This is a genomic window from Blastococcus xanthinilyticus (assembly GCF_008124835.1).
GTDB classification, from domain to species: domain Bacteria; phylum Actinomycetota; class Actinomycetes; order Mycobacteriales; family Geodermatophilaceae; genus Blastococcus; species Blastococcus xanthinilyticus.
In genome coordinates, this window is record NZ_VNHW01000008.1 from 1 (window position 1) to 24,893 (window position 24,893).

The window sequence follows — 24,893 nt, forward strand, 5'->3', positions numbered from 1 at the left end:
TCGGCCGGGTCGCCGCCTTCCTCGTCTCCGGCGCCAACACCTACCTCACCGGGCAGAACCTGCTCGTCGACGGCGGACTGGTTCGGGCCATCTGACCGGGGTCGTCGACCCCCGCCGCCCCGTACCGGGGCGGCGATGCGTGCTCAGCGGCGGCTGACCAGCCGGACCAGCGAGAGCACGATGGCGGCGGCGGTGGCGACGGCCATCGTGGGGAAGCCACGAACCAGCAGCGTGGCCATGGTGGGCAGGTTCAGCGTCGCCGACGGGGCGAGGCTGATGTTGAGCACGGCGACCAGCACGAAGACCAGTGGCGGCGCGACGACGACGGTCAGCAGGTCCCGGCGTCGCACGAGCAGCGCGGCGGCCACCGTCCCGGCGGCCAGCGCCACCATGGTGATCATGCCGAGGCCCATGCCGACGAACGAGTCGACGGCGCAGCCGGCCAGCGTGAGCAGGAAGACCAGGGCCACGGCGAACGAGCCGCGAAGCTTGCTGTCCCGGGCGGGCGCGGGCGCGGACGCCCGGTCACGGTTCCGCGGCTGCGCCTGCGGCGCCGCGGCGGGACGCGGACCGGCGGGACGCGAACCGGCGGGACGCGCCGGTCCGGGCTGTCCCCGGCGCGGGGCGCCCGCGCGGGGGTCGTCGAGCCGGTCCCGGGAACGCTCCCGCTCGGCTGCGCGCAGCCGGTCCGGCACCGGTACGGACGGGCGAGCGAGGCGCTCGTCGCGGGAGACCGGTCGCGGTGCGCGTGCGGGGTAGGGGCGCTCGGGGCGTCCACCGCCCTGCCATGCGCCCGCCGTGCTCGCCGTCGCCATGGCGCACCTCCGTCCCGTTCCGCAGGCGACCGGGCTGGTCGACCTTCCGCGTCACGGTAGCGACCCGAGCTGGCAGTTCGCGGGAGGACGGCGCCGCGTCGCAGCGTTGCCGTGGTGGCTCAGTGACTGAGCGTCATCGCTGTGACACGCGGGGCGCACGGGTCGGTTCTGTCGGCCTCCCCGGGGCGTCAGCCGGAGGTGCCGTCCCGCTCGCGGTCGCCCACGACGTCCAGCCGGCCGACGGGGTCGGACCGGTCCAGCGGATCCGGGAGCTCGGGAGGGCGGAGGGTGCGGACGGTCGCCTCCACCGGGGCCGGCTCGGGCACCGCCGACTCCGCGATGCCCAGGTCGTCGAAGCGCCGGGCCGCGGTCAGCACCGAGCGCTCGTAGGAGCCGACCGTCTCGTTGTAGCGGCTCAGCGTCGTCGACAGCGCCGACCCCAGCCGGGTCAGGTGCCCCGACAGCGTGCTCAGGCGGGCGTGCAGCCGGCGCCCCACCTCCAGGACCTGGTCGGCGTCGCGGGCGAGCCGCTCCTGCCGCCAGGAGTAGGCGACGGTGCGCAGCAAAGCCAGCAGCGTGCTCGGCGTGGCGAGCACCACGTCGCGGGCGAAGCCGTACTCGAGCAGGCCCGGCTCGGCCTCCAGCGCCGTGGTGAGGAACCCGTCGGACGGCACGAACAGGACGGTGAACGGCGCCGCCGGGCGGAAGGCGGTCGGGTAGCGCCGGGCGGCGAGCTGGTCGATGTGCGCCCGCAGCTGACGGGCGTGCGCGGTGACCCGCTCGGCGCGGACGGCCCGGTCCTCGGCCTGCACCGCCTCGATGTAGCCGGTGAACGGGACCTTGGCGTCGACGATCACCTGCCGGCCGTCGGCGAGGGTGACCACGAGGTCGGGCCGCACGCCGGCGCCCTCGTCGTTGGTGCCGGAGGGCTGCTCGACGAAGTCGCAGTGCTCCACGAGGCCGGCCACCTCGACCACCCGCCGCAGCTGCACCTCGCCCCAGCGGCCGCGCACGTGTGGGGTGCGCAGGGCGGTGACCAGCGCGGCGGTCTCGTGCTTGAGCTGCGCCGAGGCCTGGCCGACCGTGCCCATCTGCTCGCGCAGCTCCCCGTGCGCCGTGGCCCGGGCGCGCTCCATGCCGGCCAGCAGCCGGTGCAGGTGGTCCAGCGACTCGTGCACGGGATCGAGCCCGGCGTCCTCCGGCCGGCGGCGGGCCAGCAGGGTGACCACCCCCAGGGTGACGGCGGTGGCCAGCAGTGCACCGAGGAGGAGCCCGAGGAGCAGGGAAGCGGCGTCCATGCCCGGGACCCTGCCGGACGGGTCCGACAGAACCGGTCAGCCCCGCGGGGTCGGGGGCATGGGAGCTCAGGCGGGGACGGTCGCGTGCTCCGCTTCGTGGTCGAGCAGCCAGCGCTTCACCGGTGTTCCCCAGCGGAACCCGCCCAGCCCGCCGCCGGAGCCGAGCACCCGGTGGCAGGGGACGAACAGTGCGGTGGCGTTGCGGGCGCAGGCGTTGGCCGCGGCCCGCACCGCCGCCGGCCGGCCGCACCGGGTGGCGAAGGCGGCGTAGGTGTCGGGCCGGCCGGCGGGAACGGTCCGCAGGACCTCCCACGCCTCCTGGAGGAACGGCCCGGAGCGCTGCCGGACGGGGACGTCGTCGATGGCGGTGACCTCCCCGGCGACGAAGGCCTCCACGGCGTCGAGGACGGGCACCCGCCCCACCGGGGTGGACGTGACCGGCCGCAGGGCCGGGTGCACGACGGCGAGCAGCTCGGTGACGTCGGCGGTCCAGCCGCTGGCGAGGACCAGGTCGTGCCCGTCGTCGTCGGTGGTGACGACCGCGGTGAACGGGCCGGGCGGGGTGGGAATGGTGGCGTGCCGGGCGGAACCGGTCATCAGGCGCTCCTCGGGAGGGCGGGCGGGGTGGGTGGCGCGGGGCGGGTGAAGAGGGCGGGTGCGGCGAGCGCCCACAGGTGCAGGACGGCGTAGGAACTCCACGGGCGCCACCGGCCGGCGGCGTCGGCGTCGGTGCTGCCCAGGGCGGTGAGCGACCTCCGGAGGGCGAGGTCGCCCGGGAGCCAGACGTCGGGGTCGGCCAGGCCCCGCAGGCCGACGAGGGCCGCGGTCCACGGCCCGATGCCGGGAACGGCGAGCAGTGCGCGTGCGGCCCCGGCCCGCTCGGCGCCGGGGCCGAGGGTGATGGCGCCGTCGGCCAGGGCCGCGGCCAGGGCGTGCACGGTGCGCCGCCGCGCGCCGGTCAGGCCGACCGTGCCGAGGTCGGCCGCGGCCAGCGCCGCCGGCCGCGGAAAGGCGTGGGTGAGCGTGCCGACCGGCTCGGCCAGGGGGGTGCCGGCCGCCGCGACCAGCCGCGCGGTGAGGGTGCGCGCACCGGCGACCGACACCTGCTGGCCGAGGACCGCCCGCACCGCCAGCTCCTCGGCGTCCGGCGACCCGGGCACCCGCCGCCCGGGGGCGGCGGCGACGACCGGGGCGAGCGCCGGGTCGGCGGCCAGTACGGCGTCGACGGCCGTGGGGTCGGCGTCCAGGTCGAGCATCCGGCGGCAGCGGCTGACCGCGGCGCCGAGGTCCCGCAGCTCGGTGAGCAGCAGCCCGGCGGTGACACCGGCGCCGCCGTCGGGCGCGGGGGAGAGCCGCACGACCGCCGGGCCGTGCGGCAGGTCGAGGACGCGGGAGAACGTCGTCCCGTCCCACTCCTCCAGCCCGGGGACGGCGTGCGCGCCCAGGAACAGCAGCACCTCGTCGGCCGCGTAGGGGGCACGCGCGGCGAGCCGGAGCGTCAGCCAGCCGGGCGGGCCGCCGTGCGTGCCGCGCCGGCTCCGGCGCAGCTCGCCGGGGGTCGCGGCGAAGACGTCGCGCACGGTGTCGTTGAACTGGCGGATGCTCGCGAACCCGGCGGCGAAGGCGACGTCGGCCATGGGCAGGCCGGTGGTCTCGATCAGCACCCGGGCGGTCTGCGCCCGCTGGGCACGGGCCAGCGCCAGGGGGCCGACGCCCAGCTCGCCCACGACCAGCCGGTGCAGCTGGCGCTCGGAGTAGCCGAGGCGGGCCGCGAGCCCCGGCACGCCGGAGCGCTCGACCTCCCCGTCGGCGATCAGCCGCATGGCGCGGGCGACGACGTCGGCGCGGACGTCCCACTGCGGGGAGCCGGGTGCGGCGTCGGGCCGGCAGCGGCGGCAGGCGCGGTAGCCGGCGCCCTGGGCCGCGGCCGCGGTGGAGAAGAAGGAGACGTTGCGGGCCAGCGGGGTGCGCGCCGGGCACGACGGCCGGCAGTAGATCCCGGTGGTGCGCACCGCGGTGACGAACCAGCCGTCGAAGCGCGCGTCCCGGCTCGCGACCGCGCGGTAGCAGCGCTCGTGGTCCAGTGGCTCGCTCACGACGTCGAGCATGCCAGTGCCGGGCGACGGTCTCTGGCGGTTTTCGGACACCGCCGTGCGGACCGGCCGGCGGAACGCGGGCTCAGCCCTCCACGAGGGCGGCGACCCCGTCGAGCAGCCGGGCGAGGCCGAACTCGAACGTCCGCTCGGGCGCGTACCCGCCGAGCTCGGGGCCGGCGACCGGGCCGACGCGGGCCGCGGTGGGGTACCGCTCGGCGTCGAAGACGCGGTCCACGTACGGCGCGGTGGCCGCCCACCACTGCTCCTCGGTGAGCCCGGTGGCGCGCTCGGCGTCGACCTTCTGGTGCAGCCCGCTGACGGCGCCCTGCACGAGGCCGTTGAGCGCGCTGACCAGCAGGTCCATGTCGACCTCCGACAGTCCCAGCCCGTCGACGGCGGCCAGCTCGGTCTCGTACTTGGCCATGAGGTGCGGGCCGAGGATCGGCCGTCCGGTGCCGACGTGCACGAGCCACGGGTGCCGGACGCAGAGCTCCCAGTTGGCCCGCGCGACGGCGGTGAGCCGGGCGCGCCATTCTCCGGTGGGTGGCTCGGGGTAGAGCTCCCCGAGGACGGCGTCGTGCATGAGGTCGACGAGCTCGGCCTTGCCCGGCACGTGCGTGTAGAGCGTCATCGCCCCGACGCCGAGCTCGGTGGCCAGCCGGCGCATGGAGAGGGCGGCCAGGCCCTCCCGGTCGGCGAGGGCCACCGCGGCGGCGACGACGCGGTCGACGTCGAGCCCCGCCCGCGGGCCGGGACGCCGGGCGTCGCCCTCGGGACGCCACAGCAGGGCCATCGTGCGCGCCGGGTCGCCCGGCCCGGTGAACTCCGTCGCCATCCGCCCAGCCTCCCGCATGCCCTGCGGCCACCCTTGCGCGACCACTCCGTACAGCGTACGGTAGCCGACCGGCGGGTTGTCGTACAGCGTACGGAGTGGAGTCGGCATGGCGGCGGTGCAAATGCAGGGGCTGGTCAAGCGGTACGGCGGGCGGGCGGTGCTCGACGGGGTCGACCTCGAGGTGGGGCGCGGATCGGTCTGTGCGCTGCTGGGGCCCAACGGGGCGGGCAAGACCACCGCCGTCCGGATCCTGGCGACGCTGGTCCGGTCCGACGGCGGGCGGGCCGAGGTGGCCGGGATCGACGTCGCCCGCGACCCGCGCGCGGTACGGCGGCGGATCGGCCTGATCGGCCAGCAGCCGGCGGTGGACGACGTCCTGGGTGCGCGGGAGAACCTCGTCCTGTTCGCCCGGCTGCACCACCTGGGCCGGCGCGCGGCGCAGGCGCGCGCCGACGAGCTGCTGGCGCAGGTGGGCCTGGCCGGTACCGGCGGTCAGCCGGTGCGCACCTTCTCCGGCGGCATGCGCCGCCGGCTCGACATCGCGGCGGGGCTGGTCCTGGCCCCGGAGGTGCTGTTCCTCGACGAGCCGACGACGGGCCTGGACCCGGCCGGCCGGCGAGACGTGTGGGACGCCGTCCGGGCGCTGGTCGCCGGAGGCACCACGGTGCTGCTCACGACGCAGTACCTGGAGGAGGCCGAGCAGCTGGCCGACGACGTCTGCGTGCTCGACGGCGGCCGGGTGGTGGCCCGAGGCACCCCGCGGGAGCTCACGGCCGCCGTCGGCGGTGACCGGCTGGAGCTCGTGGTGGCCGACCCCGCGCGGGCCCGGGAAGCGGCGGCGCTGGCCGAGCGGGTCGCCGGGGAGCTCCCGGTGCTGGCCCCGGCCGGAACGGGGGAACGGGTCGTCGTGCCGGTCGCCCGGCGGCGCGGCGCGGTCGGGGCGGTGGTGCGCGCCCTCGACGAGGCCGGGATCGCCGTCGACGACCTCGTCCTGCGGCCCACCACGCTGGACGAGGCCTACCTGCGGATCACCGGTGCCGACCGCGCCCGGTCGGAGGTGCCGGCATGACCGCGCTCCGGACCCGCGAGCCCCTCGCCGGGCGGCTGCGCTGGGCGGTCGCCGACGCGTTCGCGGTGGCCGGCCGGGACCTCGCGCACTGGCGCCGGCAGCCGGCCGCCGTGCTGGTGGGCGCGCTGTTCCCCGTCCTGCTGCTGCTGATGTTCACCTACCTGCTCGGCGGCGGCATGGCGGTGCCCGGTGGCGGTGACTACCGCGACTTCCTCGTCCCCGGGATGCTGGCGCTCGCCATGGTCTTCGGTGTCGAGGCCACGATGACCGCCGTCGTCACCGACACCGCGCGGGGGATCACCGACCGGTTCCGGTCGCTGCCGATGGCGCCGTCGGCCGTGGTCGCGGGCCGCTGCCTGGCCGACCTGGCCTCCTCGGCGGTGGGCCTCGCCGTGCTGATCGTTGCGGCGCTGGCCATCGGCTGGCGGCCGGCCGGCGTCGCGCCGGCGCTGGCCGCCGTCGGCCTGCTGCTCCTGCTGCGGGTGGCGTTCCTCTGGATCGGCGTCTACCTGGGGCTGCTCGCCCGCGACCCGTCCATGGTCGTGGCCGTGCAGGTGCTGGTGTGGCCGTTCGCCTTCCTCTCCAACGCGTTCGTCGCCGCCTCGGCCATGCCGGGCTGGCTGTCGGCGGTCGCGGAGTGGAACCCGGTCGCCGGCACGGTGACCGCCGTGCGGGAGCTGTTCGGCTCGCCGGTCGGGACCGGTGGCGGGTGGGCGACCGAGCACGCCGCGCTGCTCGCCGTCGGATGGCCGCTGGTGCTCACGGTGGTCTTCGCGGCGCTGGCCGTGCGCCGTTTCCAGGGGCTGTCCCGGTGAACCGCTCAGTTATCGGTGTCAGAGGGGTCGTCCACGATGACGGCGCCGTGCGAGAGGTGGAGGTGGACGTGACCGGTCGGGAGCTGTACGGCGCGATCGAGGTGCGCGGTGCCCGGGAGAACAACCTGCGGGACGTGTCGCTGGACATCCCGAAGCGGAAACTGACCGTCGTCACCGGGGTGTCGGGGTCGGGGAAGTCGTCACTGGTGTTCGACACGGTCGCGGCGGAGTCGCAGCGGCTGATCAACGAGACGTACTCGGCGTTCGTGCAGTCGTTCCTGCCGCACTACGGCCGGCCCGACGTCGACTCGGTCGACAACCTCTCGGCGGCGATCGTCGTCGACCAGGCGCGCATGGGCAGCAACGCGCGGTCCACGGTCGGCACCGCCACCGACGCCGCCTCGCTGCTGCGCATCCTCTACTCGCGGCTCGGCGACCCACCGGTGCACCCGGCATCGGCGCTGGGGTTCAACGACCCGGCGGGCATGTGCCCGGAGTGCGAGGGGCTCGGCCGCGCGTCCAGCATCGACGTCGACGCGCTGCTCGACCGCGACCGCAGCCTGGACGAGGACCCGATCCGCTTTCCGGGTCACGCCGTCGACTCCTGGCCCTGGACGATCTACGCCCACTCCGGCTTCTTCGACACGTCCAAGAAGCTGCGCGACTACACCGACGAGGAGTGGCAGCGCCTCCTGTACGGCGAGGAGGTCAAGCTCAAGTACGGGAAGATGAACCTCACCTACCGGGGCATCATCACCAGCTTCCAGCGGTCCTACCTGACCAAGGAGCCGGGCGACCTCCAGCCGCACATCCGCACAGCGATCGAGCGGATCACCACGTCCGGCCCGTGCCCCGCCTGCGGCGGCACCCGGCTGTCCGAGGCCGCGCGGAACTGCCGGATCGGCGGGGTCTCCATCGCCGACTGCGCCGCGATGCAGGTCGACGAGCTGCTCGCCTTCGTCCGGGGGATCGAGGCGCCGGCGCTGCAGCGGCTGCTCGACGGGCTGGCCGCCCTGCTGGGCGACCTGGTGCACATCGGCCTGGGCTATCTCTCCCTCGACCGGTCGACGGCGACGCTCTCCGGCGGCGAGTCGCAGCGGGTGCGGATGGTCCGCCACCTCGGCTCGGCGCTGACCGACATCACCTACGTCTTCGACGAGCCGACGGTCGGCCTGCACGCCCACGACGTCCAGCGGCTCAACGAGCTGCTGCTGCGGCTGCGGGACAAGGGCAACACGGTCATCGTCGTCGAGCACGAGCCGGAGGTGGTCGCGATCGCCGACCACGTCGTGGACATGGGCCCCGGCGCGGGTACGCACGGGGGAGCGGTCGTCTACGAGGGCCCGGTCGAGGGGCTGCGCACCTCCGGGACGCTCACCGGCCGCCACCTCGACCGGGTGCACGAGGCGAACCCGGCACCCCGGACCGCGACCGGGTCGCTGCGGATCGAGCACGCGCGGCTGCACAACCTCCGCGACGTGACGGTCGACGTCCCGCGCGGCGTGTTCACCGCGGTCACCGGGGTGGCCGGGTCGGGGAAGAGCTCGCTCGTGCTGGGCGTCCTGCCGCGGCAGCACCCGGACGTCGTCGTCGTCGACCAGAAGCTCACCCGCGGCTCGACCCGGTCGAACACCGCGACGTGGACGGGGATGCTCGACCCGATCCGGAAGGCGTTCGCGAAGGCCAACGGGGTGAAGCCGGCGCTGTTCAGCGCCAACTCCGCGGGCGCCTGCCCAGCGTGCAAGGGGCTCGGGCTGATCTACACCGACCTCGCCTACCTCGACACCGCGGTCAGCGTCTGCGAGGCCTGCGAGGGCCGCCGGTTCACCGACGAGGTGCTCGGCTACCGGCTGCGCGGGAAGGACATCAGCGAGGTGCTGGGGCTGACCGTCGACCAGGCGCGGGAGTTCCTCACCGAGAAGCCGCTGCAGCCGGTGCTCGCCGCGCTCACCGACGTCGGCCTGCCGTACATCACGCTCGGGCAACCCCTGTCGACGCTGTCCGGCGGTGAGCGGCAGCGGCTCAAGCTGGCCGTGGAGATGACCGGCGACTCGTCGGTCTACGTGCTCGACGAGCCCACCACCGGCCTGCACATGGACGACGTCGACCGGCTGATCGGCCTGCTGCACCGCCTGGTCGACGGCGGGCGGACGGTGGTCGTCGTGGAGCACGACCTCGACGTGGTCGCCCGGGCCGACTGGGTGCTGGACCTCGGCCCGGGGGCCGGCCACGCCGGCGGCCAGGTGGTCTTCGAGGGCACGCCGGGGGACCTCCTGACGGCCGACACGCTGACCGCCGAGCACCTGCGGGCGCACGTCCGGACGCCGGCCGCGGTCTGACCGCGCCGGCACCCCACGACCAGGAGGTGGAGCGATGGACGCACGACTGCTCGACGGGGTGCGCGCGATCGCCCTCGGCCTGCCGGACGCCTACGAGGAGCCGGCGTGGGTCGGCACGCGGTGGCGGGTCCGGTCGCGCACCTTCGCCCACCTGCTGACGATCGACGGCGGGCGGCCGCAGTCCCACGCGCGGGCCGCCGGCACCGCCGGGCCGTGCGTCGTCCTGACCTTCCGGTCGTCGGGGACCGAGCTGGAGGTGCTCCGGCACACCAGCGCGCCGTTCTTCGCCCCCGTGTGGCGCGGCGACGAGGTCGGGATGGTGCTGGACGGCGGGACCGGCGGGGCGGAGGTCGACTGGGCCGAGGTGCGCGAGCTGGTCACCGACAGCTACTGCCTGCTGGCACCCCGGGGGCTGGCCGCCGCCGTGCCCCGCCCCGCGCCGGAGGGGCCGGGCTGACCGCACCCGCCCGGTGGAGCCGCGCCGTCCACCGTCCGGTGGACGGCGGACCAGCGGTTCGGCCGTCCCTGGCGGCCGGTCCCCGCAGCAGGCTCGTGCCATGACGACGACACAGGCCGCTCCCCGCCCGGGGGCCACGGCCACGCAGAGGGAAACGGCCGTGCGGGTGCGCGGGCTGGTCAAGCGGTACGGGAACCGGGCCGTCGTCGACGGCCTCGATCTGGACGTGTTCCGCGGCGAGGTGTTCGCCCTGCTCGGGCCCAACGGCGCCGGCAAGACGACGACGATCGAGATCCTCGAGGGCGTCCGGAAGCCTGATGGCGGCGAGGTGCGCGTCCTCGGCGTCGACCCGGCGCGCGGCGGGCGTGCCTGGCGGGCTCGTCTCGGCGTCGTCAGCCAGGGCGAGGGTGCCCCGCAGGAGCTCAGCGTCCGGGAGGTCCTCGACCACTTCGCCGGCTACCACGTGACGTCCCGCCCGACGGAGGAGCTGATCGCGGCCGTCGGGCTGGAGGAGAAGGCGGGCACGCGCATCGCCCGGCTGTCCGGCGGCCAGCGCCGCCGGCTGGAGGTCGCCCTCGGGGTGCAGGGCCGGCCGGAGCTGGTGTTCCTCGACGAGCCGACGACCGGGATGGACCCGGTGGCCCGCCGGCAGTTCTGGGAGCTGATCCGCGGCCTGCGCGCCGACGGCGCGACCGTGCTGCTCACCACCCACTACCTCGACGAGGCGGCCGAGCTCGCCGACCGGGTCGGTGTCATCGCCGACGGCCGGCTGGTCGAGGTGGCTCCTCCCGACCAGCTCGGCGCCGACCTGCGGCGGCTGGCCAGGGTCCGCTGGACCGAGGACGGAGCGGTGCGCGAGGTGCGCACCGAGTCCCCGGCCGCCGTCCTGCGCGACCTGCTCTCCGGTCCGGGGGACGTCCCCGGGCTCACCGTGACCCGCCCGAGCCTGGAGGACGTCTACCTCTCGCTCGTCGGCGCCCCGTCCACCGTTCCCACCGCCCCCGAGGGAGACCTCCGATGACCGCCGTCCTGCCGTCGCCGCCCGCCGTGCGCGACCGTCCCGCGCCGCCGTCGGCGGCGCGCATCGCGCTCCGCCGGGTCGGCCTCGAGCTGAAGCTCTTCTTCCGGGAGCGCCAGCAGGTGGTCTTCTCCTTCGCCTACCCGGTCATCATGCTGGTGATCTTCGCGGCGGTCCTGGGCGGCGACGAGCGTCCCGGCGACGTCCCGTTCACGCACTACTTCCTCGCCGGGATCGCGGCCACCGGCATCATGCTGACCAGTTTCCAGGCCATCGGGACGTCGATCGCCACCGAGCGGGAGAACGGTCAGCTGGAGCGGCTCCAGCTCCTGGGCACGCCGCCGGTCGCCTACTTCGCCGGCAAGGCCGGCCAGGTCCTGGTCACCACGGCGGCGCAGCTGGCGCTGCTGCTCCCGCTGGCCCACTACGCCTACGACGTCCCGATGCCGCCGGACGTGCAGCACTGGCTGACCTTCGCGTGGGTCGCGGTCCTCGGCGCGCTGGCCGGCACGGTCCTGGGGGTCGCGGTGTCGGCCCTGCGCGGCAGCGCCGCCTCGGTGACCACGGGCATCTCCGCCTTCGCGATCGTGCTGCAGTTCTTCTCCGGCGTCTTCTTCGGCTTCACGGAGCTGCCGAGCTGGATGCAGCAGACCGCGGCGCTCTTCCCGCTCAAGTGGCTGACCCAGGGCATGCGGTCGGCCTTCCTGCCCGAGGAGGCGGCCGCGTTCGAGGTCGCCGGCAGCTGGGAGCACGGCCGGACGGCCCTGGTGCTTGCCGCATGGGTGATCATCGGTGCCGTGGTGTGCGTGCGGACGTTCCGCTGGCGCCGGGCGGACGGGTGACCTTCCGGCACCGGCTGGCCGCCGTCGTCCTCCCTCCCGCGGAGGACGACGGCGGCCAGCCGCTGCCCGAGCGCGGGTGGCGAGCCACCGTCGTCGGGATGCACGTGATCTCGGCGGCGCTGTGGGCGCTGGCCGTGATCAGCGTGGCCTCCGCGGAGGTGGTGGACGGCGGCGACCGCGGCCCGGTGCTCGCCGTCCTCGGAGCCCTGGCGCTGTCCTACGCGTTCGCCGGAGGTCCGGCGCTCAGCGGCGGGCACCGCTGGCGGGCGCTCGTCCACCTCGTCGTGGTGGTCGTCTCCTTCGGGCTGATCGGGGCGCTCGCCCCCGGGCTGCTCTTCCTGCTCTTCCTCGCCTACCCGCAGGTGTGGTTCGTCGTGCAGGGGACGCGGACCGGCGTGCTGTGGACGGTGCTGCTCGCCGTCGCCAGTGCGATCGGCCCGGTGACCGGGGTCGGGGCCGGGGAATCGACGCTGGAGGTCCTGCGCGAGTCGGTCATCAGCCTGGTGTTCAGCCTGGCGCTCGGGCTGTGGATCAGCCACGTCCTCCGGCAGAGCGCCGAGCGGGCCTCCCTCATCGCCGAGCTGGAGCGCACCCGCGCCCAGGTCGCCGACCTGAACCACGCGCAGGGGATGGCCGCGGAGCGGGAGCGACTGGCCCGCGAGGTGCACGACACCCTCGCGCAGGGCTACACGAGCATCGTCGTCCTGGCGCAGACCGCGGCGGCGGCGCTGCCGGGGTCGCCGGCGGTCGCGGCGGAGCGGCTGTCGGTCATCGAGGAGGTCGCGCGGGAGAACCTGGCGGAGGCCCGGGCGATGGTGGCGGCGTTCGCCCCCGTCGCGCTGGACTCGGCCACCCTCGTCGAGGCGCTCGAGCGGCTGGTGGAGCGGTTCGGCCGCGAGACGGGGCTGGCCACCCGGCTGGACACGTCGGCACTCGGGAACGGCGGTGCGGAGCTGAGCCGCAGCGAGGAGATCGTGCTGCTGCGCGGGGCGCAGGAGGCGCTGGCCAACGTGCGCCGGCACGCCGCCGCGACGGCGGTGGTGCTGCGGGTGAGCCGGATCGGCACGGACGGGGCGGGCCAGGTGTCGGTGCACGTGGAGGACGACGGGGTCGGCTTCGACCCGGCGGCGTCGGGTGTGGGGCTGGCCGGGCTGCGGGACCGTGCCGAGGAGGTCGGCGGAGCGGTGGACGTCGTCTCGGCGCCGGGGGAGGGGACGCGGGTGACCGTGCGGGTGCCGGCTCGATGAGCGGTGCGATTGGTACCGAGGGCGCCGTGCGCGTGCTGGTGGTCGACGACCACCCGGTGGTGCGCGGCGGCGTGGTCGGCTGGCTCGCCGCGCAGCCGGACATCGACGTGGTCGGCGAGGCCGGCGACGGCCTGGAGGCGCTGGCGCTGGTGGCCGAGCACGCGCCGGACGTCGTCCTGATGGATCTGCGGATGCCGCGGATGGACGGCGTCGCGGCGACCGAGCGCATCTCGGCCGCCCACCCGGGTGTCCGGGTGCTGGTGCTGACCACCTACGACACCGACGCCGACATCGTGCGCGCCGTCGAGGCGGGCGCGACCGGCTACCTGCTCAAGGACACCCCGCTGCCCCAGCTGGCCGATGCCGTGCGGGCGGCGGCGCGCGGGGAGACGGTGCTGGCGCCGCCGGTCGCGGCGCGGCTCGTGTCGCGGATGCGCGCGCCCGCGGTGGAGGCACCGACGGCGCGGGAGCTGGAGGTGCTCGCTGGCGTGGCCCGCGGCCTGACCAACGCGGAGATCGGCCGGGACCTGTTCATCGGCGAGGCCACGGTGAAGACGCACCTGCTGCGGGTGTTCGCGAAGCTCGGCGTCGACGACCGCACCCGGGCGGTGATGGTGGCGGTGGAGCGGGGTCTCCTGCCGGCGCCCGGGCGGTAGACGGCGGCCGTCGGGACGCCGGCCGGCACGCTTCTCCGCGGGTCGCCACGCCGCTCCGCGGGTCGGCACGCCGCTCCGTCGGCCGGGCACCACGACAGCCCCTCCCGGGCCCGGGAGGGGGTCGTCGCGCAGGGGGCCGGTGGGCCGGCCGGTATCGATCAGCCGGCGCGGGAGCGGGCGGGCTGCTCGGTGATGTGTGGGAGGACGAGGATCTCGGTGCCGTCGGGCCGGTAGGTGTGCCATCGGCCCTGGTGATCTCGTTCGATGCGGAAGCCGTGGTGGACCTTGGTGTGGTGGCGTTCGCAGAGCAGGGCTGAGTTGCCCAGGGAGGTCTCGCCGCCGTCGGCCCAGTGCAGGACGTGGTGGACGTCGCACCAGTGGGCGGGGGCGTCGCAGCCGGCGAACACGCAGCCGCCGTCGCGTGCCTCGACGGCCCGCCGCAGGCGGGCGGGCACGACCCGGTGGGTGCGGCCGAGGTCCAGGGGCTGGCCGTCGGGGCCGATCACGATGCGGGTGACGTTGCCGTCACAGGCCAGCCAGCGGGCGCGGGCGGCGGAGATCGTCGCCCCGAAGCCCAGGTGCGCGGCGCCGGGGCCGGTGGCGGGGTCGACCAGGTCGTCGAGGTCGACGCGCACGACCACGTGCGGCTTCACCGTCCGCAGCGTCGGCAGGTTCCCGGCGGCGAGGGCGTTGTCGCACAGCTGCACCAGCGCATCCGCCGACTGCTGGGCGCGGGTGCGCATGTCCCCGGCGGGGCGGGAGGCCTGCACGATCGACTCCACCGCCGCCTGCAGCTTCTCCCCGCCCACGGCGTCGAGCTCGCCGCGGAAGGACAGCGACCCGTCGGCGTGCCTGGCGAACGTCAGTGACCGGCCCTCGGTCGGGTCGGGCTCGGTGCCGTCGGGGTCGAGGCGGGCCAGGTAGTGCTCGACCACCTGCCGCAGCTCCGCGTGCGGCCGCGACGCGGCGACCTCGGCCAGGGCGGCGTCCACCCCGGCCACATCCACGCCCTGCTCCTCGGCGGCGGCGAGGCTGGCCGGCGCCGCGACCGGCGCGATCGCCGCGACCGCCTCCGCGCTCACCGCACCCGATGCCGCCGCGGCCGCCACCGCGGGCAGCTCGGCCAGCGCCCGCCCGCAGCGCACCACCCGCGCGGCCGCACCCGGTGAGAATCGGGCGTGCCCGCGCAGCCAGGACGCCATCGTCTTCTGCCCGTCGTGCTCCGCGGCGCCGGTCACCTCGCACTCCCGCACCACCCGCGCGACCTCCGCGGACAGCCGGTTCGACGCCACCACCAGCCCACCCAGCCGCTCCAGCAGCTCCGGCCCGAACTTCCCACTCAGGTCCTCGGCGGCCAGCTCGTCCAGCGCAGCCGACAACCGGCTGATCGCAGGGGAACCGTTCGAACGCACGTACGAATGATACCGGCCGCAAGGGGCGTCGACAACACGAATCCCGAGGTCAGCGCGCTGTCCACAGACCGGATCGGCGCCCGCCCGGCCGCCGGTCAGTGGGGTAGTGGAGCGGCGTCGCCGCCCGGTGCCTCGACCAGCGCCTGCCCGGTCGCGCTCCGCCAGTACAGGACCTCGCGGCCCGACCGGCGCCGTTCGAGCAGCCCCGCGTCGAGCAGCACCCGTAGGTGGCCGGCGACGCTGCCCAGTGGTAGCTCGGTCTCGGCGACCAGCGCACTGGTGCTCGTCGGGGTGGCCAGCCGGCTGAGGATGCGCGCACGGTTGCGCCCGAGGAGGCGAGCCAGCGGCTCGGGCAGCGGCGCCGGCGCCGAGGCGAAGACGCCGGTGACCGGGTAGACCAGCGCGTAGGTGTCCGGCAGCCGCCAGCTGACCCAGCTGCCGCGGGAGTGGGTCGCGAGGAGCAGCAGGTCCCGGCCGCGGATGTCCCGTGGTGGGTAGGGGTGCGGGTTCAGCTGGAGTCGCCCGTGGGCCAGCCAGCGGACGCCCGGCCCGATGCCGTCCAGTGCGCCCGACCAGCCCTCCCGGCTCAGTCGTGCGGTCCGCGAGACGACGTCGGCGCGCAGCACCCGCAGCCGCCGGTCCCACTCGGCCGCGATCGTCTGGCTCCACACCCACCGCATCAGCTCCGCCGCCGTACCGGCCAGCCCCGACGCGGTCAGCTCGGGCGGCAGCGGCCCGCTGGTGAACTCCAGGTCGGCGCGGATGCGGTCGTCGTCCAGCGACTCGAGGTAGCCCAGTTCCTCGTCGAGCGTCAGGTCCGGTGCCGTGGGCGGCACGGTGAGGAAGTCGGCCGTCCAGGTCCGGCCGAACGCCTGTCGCAGGAGCGCGGCCGCCACGGGATCGTCCGCGAGCCGGTCGCGGAAGGCGTCGGTGTGCGCCTCCCGCCACGTCCGGTGCCAGGGCCGGACGTCCGGCGTCCGCAGGATGACCAGGCCGGAGAGGGTCTCGGCGAGCTGCGAGGTGCCGAATCGGGTGCGCGCGAGCACGTCGGCGTCGACGATGAACTCACCCACGTTTCGACCTTAGGCGAAACTCTGGGCCGCAGGCGCAGTCCGCGCGACGGTTTCCGCGTGCGGACGTACCGGGCGCTCTTCGCCCATGCGGAGTTCCGGGCGCTGTGGGCCAGCACCGCGCTGACCACCATCGCCTCGACGATGTCGAGCCTGGCTCTGGCCACGGTGGTCCACCGGCAGACCGGGTCGGCGCTGCTGGCGGCGGTGGCCATGTTCGGGCCGTCGCTGGCCCAGGTGCTCGGCGCGACGACGCTGATGTCGGCGGCCGACGCCAGCCCGCCCCGCCGCACGCTGGTGCTGGTCGCGACCGTCACCGCGGCGACGCTGGCCGTGCAGACGCTGCCCGGCCTGCCCGTGCCGGTCCGGCTGCTGCTGGTGCTGGGTGCGGCCTACGTCGTCTCCATCGGCGGCGGTGCGCGCTGGGGGCTGCTCGGCGAGCTGCTCCCCGCCGAGGCGTTCGTGCTCGGCCGGTCGACCATCAACGTCGCCGTCGGGGCGTTCCAGATCGTGGGCTTCGCGACCAGCGGCTTCCTGCTCACCGCGTTCAGCGCGACGCAGGTGTTCGCGCTCGCGGCGGCGGTGGCGCTCGTCGCGGTGCCGGTGCTGCGGTTCGGCCTCGCCGAGCGCCCGCCCCGGCGCACCGCCCGGGTGGGGCTCCGGGAGACGTGGCGGGGCAACCGGGCGCTGCTCGAGGGCCGGCACACCCGCACGATCCTGCTCGCGCTCTGCCTGCCGAACGGGCTGATCGTCGGGTGCGAGGCGCTGTTCGTCCCGTACGCCGGCGCGCGGGCGGGGTGGCTGCTGGCGGCCGCCGCCGTCGGGATGCTCGCCGGCGACCTGGTCGTCGGCCGGGTGCTGACCGCCGACGGGCGGCGGCGCTCGAACACCGGGCTCCGGCTGCTGCTCGCCGCGCCGTTCCTGGGTTTCGCGTTCGAGCCCGGCCTGCCGGTCGCCGTCGTCCTCGTCGCGCTGGCGACCGCCGGCTACGGCGCCTCGCTGGCCCAGCAGGAGTGGCTCGTGGCCCTGAGCCCCGCGGAGCTGCGGGGTCAGGTGCTCGGCGTGGAGTCGTCGGCGCGGATGACCTTCCAGGGCCTGTGCGCGGTACTCGCCGGGGGGCTGGCCGACCTGCTCACCGCCGCCCCGGCGATGGCGCTGCTCGCGGCCGGCTCCCTCGTCGCCTCGCTCGTCCTCACCGCGCCGCTGCGGCGGGCCGCGAGCGCTGCGGTGGAGCGCGTCAGGCCAGCCGGCGTTCCGCGGTGAGCTCGCTCGGGGTGTCGCCGGTGTTGACCGTCGCGCTCGGCTCGACCAGCAGCACCTGGGCGCCGTCGGGGGAGTACGGCTGGTGCGGCGTCCCCTTCGGCACGACGTAGAGCTGCCCGGGGCCGAGGGTCACGTCGCCGTCGTCCATCCGGATCGTCAGCGAGCCGGACAGCACCAGGAAGACCTCGTCGGTCTCCGGGTGGCTGTGCCGGGTGAACTCGCCCCGGGCGTGCACCACCCGGACGTCGTAGTCGTTGAGGACGGCGACGGTGCGGGGCGACCACGGGGAGTCGACGGTGGCGAGGACGGCGGCGAGGTCGACCGGTTCCGGCATGGGTGCATCGTCGGGCGTCCGGGGGCGGCGCGCCAGGGCCGTACTCTGAACTCCCGTGAGCCTCACCATCGGGATCGTCGGCCTGCCCAACGTCGGCAAGTCGACGCTGTTCAACGCCTTGACCAAGAACGACGTCCTCGCGGCGAACTACCCGTTCGCCACGATCGAGCCCAACGTCGGCGTGGTGGGGGTGCCCGATCCGCGGCTGGGGAAGCTGGCCGAGATCTTCGGCAGCCAGAAGATCATCCCGGCGACGGTGTCGTTCGTCGACATCGCCGGCATCGTCCGCGGCGCCAGCGAGGGGCAGGGGCTGGGCAACAAGTTCCTCGCCAACATCCGTGAGAGCGACGCGATCTGCCAGGTGATCCGCGTCTTCACCGACCCCGACGTCGTGCACGTCGACGGCAAGGTGAGCCCGGCCGACGACATCGAGACGATCAACACCGAGCTCCTCCTGGCCGACCTGCAGACGCTGGAGAAGGCGATCCCGCGGCTGGAGAAGGAGATGCGCAAGGACAAGGAGCGGGCCGAGCTGCACAAGGCCGCCGTCGAGGCGCAGGGCGTGCTGAACGAGGGGAAGACCCTCTTCGCCGCCGGCATCGACCCCGCGCCGCTGCGCGAGCTCGGGCTCATGACCACCAAGCCGTTCCTCTACGTCTTCAACGTCGACGCCGACGAGCTGGCCGACAGCGAGATGCTCGACGAGCTGCGCGGGCTGGTCGCACCGGCCGAGGCGATCTTCCTCGACGCGCAGACCGAGTCGGAGCTGGTCGAGCTGCCCGCCGAGGAGGCCGCCGAGCTGCTCGCCTCGATCGGGCAGGACGAGCCGGGGCTGGACCAGCTGGCCTCCGTCGGGTTCCGCACGCTCGGGCTGCAGACCTACCTGACCGCAGGCCCCAAGGAGGCGCGTGCCTGGACCATCCCGGTCGGCGCCACCGCCCCCCAGGCCGCCGGGGTCATCCACACCGACTTCCAGCGCGGCTTCATCAAGGCCGAGATCGTCTCCTTCGACCAGCTGGTCGAGGCCGGCTCCATGGCCGAGGCCAAGTCCAAGGGCTGGGTCCGCATGGAGGGCAAGGAGTACGTCATGGCCGACGGCGACGTCGTGGAGTTCCGCTTCAACGTCTGACCCCACCGGGTGGTGGCGGCCGCCATGCCGGCGCCTGCCGCGCCCCGGTCGGGCATGGTGGGACAGTTGCTGCCGGAGCCCACGACCGAGGAGACCTGATGGACTACCTGCGCCAGCTGCAGGCGGAACGGCCGCTGCTCTTCGGGCTCGGGATGCTGGTGGCCTTCCTGGTCGTCTTCCAGGTCCTGCTCTTCGTGATCCAGCTGATCATCGGGCCGTTCGGCCTCCCGTCCTGGGCGCCGATCGCGGTCCTGGTGGGCGGCCTGATCCTCATCGCCCGTCGCCAGCAGCGGTGACGCAGCTCCCAGCCGGTCAGACCCGGCCGCGGAGGATCCGGCGCCAGTAGACCTGCGGCAGCCCGTAGCGGTCGAAGAGCCAGGCCCAGCGGTGCGGCACGAACGGGTCCACGAACGGCACCGACGGCTGCGGCCGGCCGTCGCGGTCGACCTCGTTCAGCATGAGCTTCCGGTGGCTCAGGGTGATCGGCATGACCGTGTAGCCGTCGTACCGCTTCAGCTGCTTGCCCTCCGCGGCGGCCTGCAGGTTCTTGCTCAGCACGTCCACCTGCTTGCGCAGCGCACCGCCCGAGGGCCGGGTGGCGAGGTCGGCCGCGTCGCCGAGCGCCCAGATCGACGCGTGCCGGCGGGACCGCAGCGTCTCCGGGTCGACGTCGACCAGGCCGGGCGCCGGATCGGCGGCGAGCCCCGCGTCGGCGATCCACCGGGGCGCCCGGTAGTGCGGGACGGCGTGCGCGAACACGACGTCCTGGAGCACGCGGCGACCCGTGGGCGAGGCGACCTGGAGGGCGTGGGTGTCCCAGTCGACCCGCTCGATCCGCGTCTCGCGCAGCACCTCCACCCCGTAGTCGGCGAACGCCTCCTCCAGCACGCGGTCGGCCTGCGGGACGCCGGTCGCCGACGCCGCCGGCAGCACCAGCCGGACGTCGAGGGAGGGGAGGACGCCGCTGCGCCGCCAGGAGTCGCACGCCATGAGCAGCGGCTTCAGCGCGGTCGGCGCGCAGGACGCCGGCTCCGGCGGCACCGTGAAGACCACCGAGCCGGCGCGCACCGACGACAGCCGCGGCCACACCTGCGGCGTGCTGCCCGGCACGTAGGTGGAGGCCACCCACCCGTCGGCGTAGGCCTGCAGCAGCCCCGGCGTCGCCTCCCAGTCCTCGACCAGCCCCGGGCAGAGGACCAGCGTCGCGCCCTGCAGCGTCCGCCCGGCGCGGGTGCGCACCGTCATGGCCGCGGGGTCGACGGCCTCGACGCCGTCCCGCACCCAGGTGCAGCCGTCGGGGACGACGTCGGCCATCGGCCGCTCCAGGTCCGCCATCGACGCCTCGCCGGCCCCCACGTAGTTCAGCAGCGGCTTGTACCGGTGCACCGGCTGCGGGGCCACGACGGTGACGTCGCGGACGCCGTCGCGCAGCAGCCGCGCCGCCAGGGACATGCCGGCGTTGCCGCCACCGATGATGAGGATCTCGCTGCGTTCCACGTCGCTCCCGACTGAAGGCTGCGGACCTCCGTCACCGCCGCAGCTCGGCCACCTCGTCGAGCTTGCCCAGTTCGTGCGGGTTCCGAACGGTGTACCTCGCCAACTACGCTCCTGCCTGCTCGCGCGAACCGGCGAGGAGAGCAGTGAGGCCGGCGTCGGCCCAACCTTCACCGATCCGTACCTCGAGGAGTCGCTGAACCGCCACCAGCCCGCCGTCGCCCAGCGTGCTGCCTTGCCGGAGATCGGCGAGCGCTTCGACCACCGGCGCATGCTGGCGCAGGTCCGCCGGGCCGGCTGGGTACTGGTGGCTCACCAGCTCGGTGGCGGCACCCTCGGCGCCCTCGACGACGTACTGCAGCTGCACGCGAGCGGCCTCGGCGAAGGCGGCGATGTCGACGCCGGCCGAGCGCACGTTGTCGAACGCGCGCAGCAGGCCGAGGTGCGCGTCGTACCAGATGCCGAAGAGCGCTAGGTCCCACATGGCGGCTGCGCCCGCCCCGGTTCCTACATGTCGGACGCTTCCGATGACCTCCAGCACCGGACGTGCCCTGTCCAGCACGTCGTCGCGCCCGCCGACCGGCAACTGCACCTCGAAACTTCCGATCTGTTCAGGTCCGTGTTGAAGGCCGACTCCCAGGTAGTCGCCACCGGCACGTTCCGCGAGGTCGGCGGCCGCCTCAGCCTCGTGCGGCGAGACGGTGCCGAGGGCGACGACGACCTTCCCGGCGAGGACGGTTGCGACGGCACCCAGGACGTCCAGCACGGCCTGCCCGTCAGAGAGGGCGAGGATCGCGATGTCCGCGTCCAAAGCGTCGGTGGCGGTCTCCGCTCGGCGTGCGCCGTGATCGAGGGCGGCCCGCGCGCGCTCGGGCGTGCGGTTCCACACGATCACCCGGAAGCCGGCCCGCCGGAGCGCACGGGTCACGGCCGTACCGATGGCCCCCGTGCCCAGCACGGCCACCGAGGTGGGCGAGTCAGTCGTCTCATCCCCCGTCATCAGTCTCCATCCCGGCACCCGTCTGCCTGCGCTCGGCAACGGCTCAGCCACTGAACGACTCCGTGCCCAACCGTCCCCAGATCACGAAGATCAGCAGGAGGACGTACGTCAGGTCGACTCCCATGAGCTTGTGCTCCTGGCGGCGCAGCCGGGTGATCACCGCACCGATCATGATCAGCAGCAGTCCGATCGCCGCGATCGGCACGAGGAAGGTCGCGACGTCGAACAACGCGGGGAGGACGAGCCCGAGTGCGCCCAGCACCTCGAGCGCGCCGATGACTGTGACGCTGCGGGCGCTGAAGTCGTCCACCCACTGCGCGCTCGCGGTGGCGGCCGCGAGCTTCTTCTTCGGCATGACGACCTTCCCGCCGCCACCGAAGAAGTACACGGCGGCGAGCAGTCCGGTGACGATCCACAGGGCGAGGTTCATGGTCTTCCCAGTCGAGTTGCGGGCGACAGCCGTCAGGTGGTCGAGCGGTCGTCCTGGGTGCTTCGTGTCGTCGGACGCGCGGACGCCGCCGACACGGTGGTGGCGACACGCGGTCCTGTGGGCCGGGTTGCCAGCCGGTCGACGGCCTCCCGGGGGTGCGCCCGGTTCGCTCCGGCGAGCGGAGCAGCGGCGTCACCGCCGCAGGTCGGCCACCTCGTCGAGCCGGCCGAGCTTGTGCGGGTTCCGAACGGCGTAGACGCGGCTGATCCGCCCGTCCTCGACGACGAAGGTGAGGGCCGTGTCGAACCGGCCGCCGGGGTCGATCCGGGCGGCGACCGCACCGTTGATCAGTGGGGTGGTGATCGGGACCCCGGGTGCGAGCTCCGCGAACCGGGAGAGCGCGTTCGCCACCCGCTCGCGGCCGGAGACCGGGCGCCGCGCGGCGGGCGCCAGCCCGCCGCTGTCCGCGACCACGACGACGTCGGGCGCCAGCACGTCCAGCAGACCCTGCAGGTCACCGGCCGTCACCGCGGCGAGGAACCGGTCCACGACCCGCTGCTGCTCGCCGCGGCTCACCACCGTCCGGGGACGCCGGGCGGCGACGTGCTCGCGTGCCCGGTGCGCGATCTGTCGCACCGCCGCCGGCGACCTGCCCACCGCCTCGGCGATCTCGTCGTAGGGGACGGCGAACACCTCGTGCAGCACCAGCACCGCGCGCTCGACCGGGCCGAGGGTCTCCAGCACGGTCAGCATGGCGATCGAGATGCTCTCCGCCAGCTCCACGTCGTCGGCGACGTCGGGGCTGGTGAGCAGCGGCTCGGGCAGCCACTCGCCGACGTAGTCCTCCCGGCGGCGGGCCAGCGTGCGCAGCCGGTTGAGCGCCTGGCGGGTGGTGATCCGCACCAGGTACGCCCGCGGGTCGCGCACCGCCGCCCGGTCCGCCTCCGCCCACCGCAGCCAGGTCTCCTGCACGACGTCGTCGGCGTCGGCGGCGGAGCCGAGCAGCTCGTAGGCGACGGTGAACAGCAGGCCGCGGTGGGTGGTGAACGGGTCCTCGGTCATGCCGCGGTGTGCCCCTCCGCCGGTCGGGCCGCCAGCGGGGCCAGTCCGCAGGACGCCGCGAACTCCTCCGATCGGATGCCGAGCGCGACGTTGGTCCGCGCGCTGAGGTTCATCGCGCCGACCCGGGCGGTCAGCTCGACGAGCGCCGGCGCACCGAGGTCGGCGAGCAGGGCGGCCGACAGCTCGTCGGTGACGGCCGGCGGCGTCTGGCTCATCGCCTCCGCGTACTCCATGACGCGCCGCTCGACGGGGGAGAAGACGGTCGACTGCCGCCAGCGCGGCACCTCGCGCGCCCGGGCCTCGTCGAGGCCGCGGTGGTGACTCATGAAGTAGTGCAGGTCCAGGCAGAAGCCGCAGCCGACCACGCCGGCCGCGGCCATCGACGCGAACGTCGCCAGCTCCCGGTCCAGGTGTCGCCACGAGTCGGCCTTCCGGCCGAGGCCCATCAGGCCGGTGAAGACGGCGGGGTGGTGCCACAGCACGCCGATCGACTCGGGTACCCGGCCGAACATCCGGCGGCTGAACGCCGTGACCAGGGCTCCGCGGACGCCGGTGACCTCGGTCGCGGGGATGCGGGTGCTCGCCATGTCTCCTCCAGGGTGTGGGGTGGGTCGACATGGAGACACCGGCCGCGGCGCGGATGTGACACCCGCCGTCCGGGTGACCGCCGGGTCCGGTCCCGGCGGCCACCCTGACGCGGGGGCGGGCCGTCAGGGGGTGAGCAGCCCGCGCATGTTCTCGGTGACCGCGAGCGCCACCCGCCGCGCCACGCGCAGACCCTGGTCGGCCAGCGCGTACGTGGTCTCGATGACCTCCTCGGGCCGCACCAGGACGGCGGGCACGAAGCCGCGCGCGATCGTGGTCACGCCCTGCACGAGGCCGGCGACGGCGTCCTCGCTGCTGTCGGCCGCCGAGGCGAGCTGCCGCCGGGCCTGCTGCTGCTCCTGCTCGCGCAGCTCGGTGAGCAGGTCCCGGCGGACCGCCAGGACGAGCTGCCGCGCCCGCTCGTCGTGCGAGCCGTTGCGAGCCTCCTGGAGCACCTGGGCGGCGAGCAGCTCCCGCGCCCGGTCCTCCGCCTCGTCGCGGGTGCGCGCGAGCTCCGCCATCTCGCCGGGGTCGCCGGCGGCGGTCCCCGTCCCGGTCGGGTCGTCGGCCGGGCGGGTGCGGTCGCGCGCCGGGGTGCCGGATGCGGTCGGGGTCTTGGGCGTCGGCGTGGTCATGGCTTCCTCCTGGGTCGGGGCCCGTGCGGGCTCCTCGAGACTCCGACCCGCGGATGACCCCGGAGCGAGCAGCGTGCGCACGCAGGACGAGCGGGCCGCCAACAGTGGGGGCCCGGCTCAGCCGACGACGCGGGCGCACTCCTCGCAGCGGGTCGCGGACCCGACCGACATCCAGTCGAGGTCGGCGGCGGCGATGACCAGCAGGCCGCACACCGACGAGGCCAGCCCGTCGACCACGGGCCTGGCCACCGCGTGCGCGACGCCCTCGTCGGAGCCGGCGCCGGCCGCGCGGGGATCGCGCCCGGTCCAGCCGACGCAGGTGCCGGTGGTGAAGAGGCTCGCCGTCATGCCGCCAGGGTGCGGGCCGCAGATGTCGGCCGGGTGACGCGGCCTCGAACATTCGGTGCGCGCCACCCGGGCCGGCGCCTCACGCCGGGGACGCCGGCCGGTAGACCAGGTGCAGGACGCCGGTCGGCAGGGCCTCGGAGGAGACCAGCTCCAGCGGCGTCCGGCCCAGCTCGTCGGTCCACCGGCGCTCCCCGGAGACCACGATCGGGTCGACCAGCAGGACCAGCTCGTCGAGCAGCCCGGCCTCCAGCAGCGACCGCACCGTGGTCAGGCTCCCCGACATCCCGATGGTGCCCGAGGTGCGCTCCTTGAGGGCCCGCACCTCGTCCAGGTCGCGCAGCACCGTGGTGCCCGCCCAGTCCGAGGTCTCCAGCGTCGTCGACAGGACGTACTTCGGGATCGGGTTGATGAACCCGGCGAACTCGTCGTTCTCGTTGCCCGGCCAGTACTGCGACCACTGGTCGTGCAGCACCCGGCCCATGAGGTAGGCCTCGCACCGGTCGGTGTGCCGGTCGACAGCCTTGCCCATCGCGTCGTCGAAGTAGGGGAAGTGCCACTGGTCGGGCCGCTCGGCGGAACCGTCGACGGTGGTGAACAGGCTGGCGGCGATCTTTCCCACGGGGAACTCCTTCGGTGTGCGGTCG

General features: G+C 74.9%; 27 protein-coding genes. 11 read left to right on the forward strand and 16 right to left on the reverse strand.

Going from position 1 to position 24,893, the window contains the following annotated elements; all coding sequences use genetic code 11:
• Nucleotides 1-143: 143 nt before the first annotated feature.
• From BD833_RS12885 to BD833_RS12905, 5 genes are all read right to left on the reverse strand, one after another.
• On the reverse strand, nt 144-470 hold the full coding sequence (locus BD833_RS12885; RefSeq protein ID WP_166533555.1) for a DUF6542 domain-containing protein: 327 nt from the start codon (nt 468-470) through the stop codon (nt 144-146).
• 533 nt (nt 471-1,003) lie between these two features.
• A complete protein-coding gene (locus BD833_RS12890) occupies nt 1,004-2,113 on the reverse strand; it encodes a DNA recombination protein RmuC (RefSeq protein WP_166533556.1) in 1,110 nt (369 codons plus the stop codon).
• A gap of 66 nt (nt 2,114-2,179) precedes the next feature.
• Nucleotides 2,180-2,710 carry a methylated-DNA--[protein]-cysteine S-methyltransferase gene (locus BD833_RS12895; RefSeq protein WP_166533557.1) on the reverse strand — a complete coding sequence of 177 codons (531 nt, stop codon included), beginning with the start codon at nt 2,708-2,710 and terminating at the stop codon, nt 2,180-2,182.
• A complete protein-coding gene (locus BD833_RS12900) occupies nt 2,710-4,209 on the reverse strand; it encodes an AlkA N-terminal domain-containing protein (protein ID WP_243737636.1) in 1,500 nt (499 codons plus the stop codon). Before BD833_RS12900 ends, BD833_RS12895 begins: the two co-directional genes overlap by 1 nt.
• An 82-nt stretch (nt 4,210-4,291) precedes the next feature.
• Complete coding sequence (locus BD833_RS12905) at nt 4,292-5,044, reverse strand: TetR/AcrR family transcriptional regulator C-terminal domain-containing protein (protein WP_166533559.1); 753 nt, start codon at nt 5,042-5,044, stop codon at nt 4,292-4,294.
• A 106-nt stretch (nt 5,045-5,150) separates the two neighbouring features.
• Between BD833_RS12905 and BD833_RS12910 the strand changes: the two genes are divergently transcribed.
• The 8 genes from BD833_RS12910 (at nt 5,151) to BD833_RS12945 (ending at nt 13,487) form a co-directional block, all read left to right on the forward strand.
• On the forward strand, nt 5,151-6,113 hold the full coding sequence (locus tag BD833_RS12910; protein ID WP_166533560.1) for an ABC transporter ATP-binding protein: 963 nt from the start codon (nt 5,151-5,153) through the stop codon (nt 6,111-6,113).
• Nucleotides 6,110-6,928: an ABC transporter permease gene (locus BD833_RS12915; RefSeq protein ID WP_166533561.1), complete on the forward strand. Its 819-nt coding sequence runs from the start codon at nt 6,110-6,112 to the stop codon at nt 6,926-6,928. The genes BD833_RS12910 and BD833_RS12915 overlap by 4 nt, the downstream gene beginning before the upstream one ends.
• 68 nt (nt 6,929-6,996) lie before the next feature.
• Nucleotides 6,997-9,267, forward strand: a complete 2,271-nt coding sequence (locus tag BD833_RS12920; protein WP_243737637.1) for an ATP-binding cassette domain-containing protein — start codon at nt 6,997-6,999, stop codon at nt 9,265-9,267.
• Nucleotides 9,268-9,301: 34 nt separating this feature from the next.
• Complete coding sequence (locus tag BD833_RS12925; RefSeq protein WP_166533563.1) at nt 9,302-9,724, forward strand: MmcQ/YjbR family DNA-binding protein; 423 nt, start codon at nt 9,302-9,304, stop codon at nt 9,722-9,724.
• Between the two features lie 100 nt (nt 9,725-9,824).
• Complete coding sequence (locus BD833_RS12930) at nt 9,825-10,745, forward strand: ABC transporter ATP-binding protein (protein ID WP_166533564.1); 921 nt, start codon at nt 9,825-9,827, stop codon at nt 10,743-10,745.
• On the forward strand, nt 10,742-11,584 hold the full coding sequence (locus BD833_RS12935) for an ABC transporter permease (RefSeq protein ID WP_166533565.1): 843 nt from the start codon (nt 10,742-10,744) through the stop codon (nt 11,582-11,584). Before BD833_RS12930 ends, BD833_RS12935 begins: the two co-directional genes overlap by 4 nt.
• A complete protein-coding gene (locus BD833_RS12940) occupies nt 11,581-12,831 on the forward strand; it encodes a sensor histidine kinase (protein WP_243737638.1) in 1,251 nt (416 codons plus the stop codon). Before BD833_RS12935 ends, BD833_RS12940 begins: the two co-directional genes overlap by 4 nt.
• Entirely contained in the window at nt 12,828-13,487 is a 660-nt protein-coding gene (locus tag BD833_RS12945; protein WP_166533567.1) for a response regulator, read from the forward strand. Before BD833_RS12940 ends, BD833_RS12945 begins: the two co-directional genes overlap by 4 nt.
• 158 nt (nt 13,488-13,645) lie before the next feature.
• Here the strand turns inward: BD833_RS12945 and BD833_RS12950 are convergent, their stop codons facing one another.
• Together BD833_RS12950 and BD833_RS12955 are read right to left on the reverse strand one after the other, a co-directional pair.
• Nucleotides 13,646-14,875 (reverse strand): HNH endonuclease signature motif containing protein, encoded by a 1,230-nt coding sequence (locus BD833_RS12950; RefSeq protein WP_166533750.1) that lies wholly within the window; start codon nt 14,873-14,875, stop codon nt 13,646-13,648.
• Nucleotides 14,876-14,994: 119 nt separating this feature from the next.
• Entirely contained in the window at nt 14,995-15,972 is a 978-nt protein-coding gene (locus tag BD833_RS12955) for an ArsR/SmtB family transcription factor (protein WP_166533568.1), read from the reverse strand.
• Nucleotides 15,973-16,029: 57 nt separating this feature from the next.
• Between BD833_RS12955 and BD833_RS12960 the strand changes: the two genes are divergently transcribed.
• On the forward strand, nt 16,030-17,232 hold the full coding sequence (locus tag BD833_RS12960) for an MFS transporter (protein WP_166533569.1): 1,203 nt from the start codon (nt 16,030-16,032) through the stop codon (nt 17,230-17,232).
• On the opposite strand, the gene BD833_RS12965 is transcribed toward BD833_RS12960, so the two are convergent.
• Nucleotides 17,207-17,566, reverse strand: coding sequence for a cupin domain-containing protein (locus BD833_RS12965; RefSeq protein WP_166533570.1), 360 nt, complete (start codon nt 17,564-17,566; stop codon nt 17,207-17,209). The two genes, BD833_RS12960 and BD833_RS12965, sit on opposite strands and share 26 nt — an antisense overlap.
• Nucleotides 17,567-17,621: 55 nt before the next feature.
• Between BD833_RS12965 and ychF the strand changes: the two genes are divergently transcribed.
• Both ychF and BD833_RS12975 read left to right on the forward strand, forming a co-directional pair.
• Entirely contained in the window at nt 17,622-18,695 is a 1,074-nt protein-coding gene (gene ychF / locus BD833_RS12970) for a redox-regulated ATPase YchF (RefSeq protein WP_166533571.1), read from the forward strand.
• Nucleotides 18,696-18,793: 98 nt separating this feature from the next.
• Nucleotides 18,794-18,991, forward strand: coding sequence for a hypothetical protein (locus BD833_RS12975; protein WP_166533572.1), 198 nt, complete (start codon nt 18,794-18,796; stop codon nt 18,989-18,991).
• 16 nt (nt 18,992-19,007) lie between these two features.
• Here BD833_RS12975 and BD833_RS12980 read toward each other — a convergent pair whose 3' ends face one another.
• The 8 genes from BD833_RS12980 to BD833_RS13015 all read right to left on the reverse strand — a co-directional run bounded on the left by BD833_RS12980 (nt 19,008) and on the right by BD833_RS13015 (nt 24,868).
• Nucleotides 19,008-20,192 carry an NAD(P)/FAD-dependent oxidoreductase gene (locus BD833_RS12980; protein ID WP_166533573.1) on the reverse strand — a complete coding sequence of 395 codons (1,185 nt, stop codon included), beginning with the start codon at nt 20,190-20,192 and terminating at the stop codon, nt 19,008-19,010.
• 103 nt (nt 20,193-20,295) lie between these two features.
• A complete protein-coding gene (locus tag BD833_RS12985; RefSeq protein WP_166533574.1) occupies nt 20,296-21,189 on the reverse strand; it encodes an NAD(P)-binding domain-containing protein in 894 nt (297 codons plus the stop codon).
• Between the two features lie 43 nt (nt 21,190-21,232).
• Nucleotides 21,233-21,619 (reverse strand): DoxX family protein, encoded by a 387-nt coding sequence (locus BD833_RS12990; protein WP_166533575.1) that lies wholly within the window; start codon nt 21,617-21,619, stop codon nt 21,233-21,235.
• Between the two features lie 192 nt (nt 21,620-21,811).
• Nucleotides 21,812-22,681: an RNA polymerase sigma-70 factor gene (locus BD833_RS12995; RefSeq protein WP_166533576.1), complete on the reverse strand. Its 870-nt coding sequence runs from the start codon at nt 22,679-22,681 to the stop codon at nt 21,812-21,814.
• Nucleotides 22,678-23,268 (reverse strand): carboxymuconolactone decarboxylase family protein, encoded by a 591-nt coding sequence (locus BD833_RS13000; RefSeq protein WP_166533577.1) that lies wholly within the window; start codon nt 23,266-23,268, stop codon nt 22,678-22,680. Before BD833_RS13000 ends, BD833_RS12995 begins: the two co-directional genes overlap by 4 nt.
• A gap of 123 nt (nt 23,269-23,391) precedes the next feature.
• Nucleotides 23,392-23,901, reverse strand: coding sequence for a hypothetical protein (locus tag BD833_RS13005; protein ID WP_166533578.1), 510 nt, complete (start codon nt 23,899-23,901; stop codon nt 23,392-23,394).
• A gap of 117 nt (nt 23,902-24,018) precedes the next feature.
• Nucleotides 24,019-24,249, reverse strand: coding sequence for a hypothetical protein (locus BD833_RS13010; protein WP_166533579.1), 231 nt, complete (start codon nt 24,247-24,249; stop codon nt 24,019-24,021).
• A 79-nt stretch (nt 24,250-24,328) separates the two neighbouring features.
• Nucleotides 24,329-24,868: a dihydrofolate reductase family protein gene (locus BD833_RS13015; protein ID WP_166533580.1), complete on the reverse strand. Its 540-nt coding sequence runs from the start codon at nt 24,866-24,868 to the stop codon at nt 24,329-24,331.
• Between the last annotated feature and the right edge of the window lie 25 nt (nt 24,869-24,893).

Excerpts from the sequence above, each read along its gene's own strand:
- BD833_RS12965 (WP_166533570.1), bottom strand. The coding sequence starts at position 17,566 with ATGCCGGAACCGGTCGACCTCGCCGCCGTCCTCGCCACCGTCGACTCC.
- BD833_RS12905 (WP_166533559.1), bottom strand. The coding sequence starts at position 5,044 with ATGGCGACGGAGTTCACCGGGCCGGGCGACCCGGCGCGCACGATGGCC.
- BD833_RS12890 (WP_166533556.1), bottom strand. The coding sequence starts at position 2,113 with ATGGACGCCGCTTCCCTGCTCCTCGGGCTCCTCCTCGGTGCACTGCTG.
- BD833_RS12990 (WP_166533575.1), bottom strand. The coding sequence starts at position 21,619 with ATGAACCTCGCCCTGTGGATCGTCACCGGACTGCTCGCCGCCGTGTAC.
- BD833_RS12935 (WP_166533565.1), top strand. The coding sequence starts at position 10,742 with ATGACCGCCGTCCTGCCGTCGCCGCCCGCCGTGCGCGACCGTCCCGCG.
- BD833_RS12895 (WP_166533557.1), bottom strand. The coding sequence starts at position 2,710 with ATGACCGGTTCCGCCCGGCACGCCACCATTCCCACCCCGCCCGGCCCG.
- BD833_RS12975 (WP_166533572.1), top strand. The coding sequence starts at position 18,794 with ATGGACTACCTGCGCCAGCTGCAGGCGGAACGGCCGCTGCTCTTCGGG.
- BD833_RS13000 (WP_166533577.1), bottom strand. The coding sequence starts at position 23,268 with ATGGCGAGCACCCGCATCCCCGCGACCGAGGTCACCGGCGTCCGCGGA.
- BD833_RS12930 (WP_166533564.1), top strand. The coding sequence starts at position 9,825 with ATGACGACGACACAGGCCGCTCCCCGCCCGGGGGCCACGGCCACGCAG.
- BD833_RS12985 (WP_166533574.1), bottom strand. The coding sequence starts at position 21,189 with ATGACGGGGGATGAGACGACTGACTCGCCCACCTCGGTGGCCGTGCTG.
- BD833_RS13005 (WP_166533578.1), bottom strand. The coding sequence starts at position 23,901 with ATGACCACGCCGACGCCCAAGACCCCGACCGCATCCGGCACCCCGGCG.
- BD833_RS13010 (WP_166533579.1), bottom strand. The coding sequence starts at position 24,249 with ATGACGGCGAGCCTCTTCACCACCGGCACCTGCGTCGGCTGGACCGGG.
- BD833_RS12915 (WP_166533561.1), top strand. The coding sequence starts at position 6,110 with ATGACCGCGCTCCGGACCCGCGAGCCCCTCGCCGGGCGGCTGCGCTGG.
- BD833_RS12945 (WP_166533567.1), top strand. The coding sequence starts at position 12,828 with ATGAGCGGTGCGATTGGTACCGAGGGCGCCGTGCGCGTGCTGGTGGTC.
- BD833_RS12925 (WP_166533563.1), top strand. The coding sequence starts at position 9,302 with ATGGACGCACGACTGCTCGACGGGGTGCGCGCGATCGCCCTCGGCCTG.
- BD833_RS12995 (WP_166533576.1), bottom strand. The coding sequence starts at position 22,681 with ATGACCGAGGACCCGTTCACCACCCACCGCGGCCTGCTGTTCACCGTC.
- BD833_RS12910 (WP_166533560.1), top strand. The coding sequence starts at position 5,151 with ATGGCGGCGGTGCAAATGCAGGGGCTGGTCAAGCGGTACGGCGGGCGG.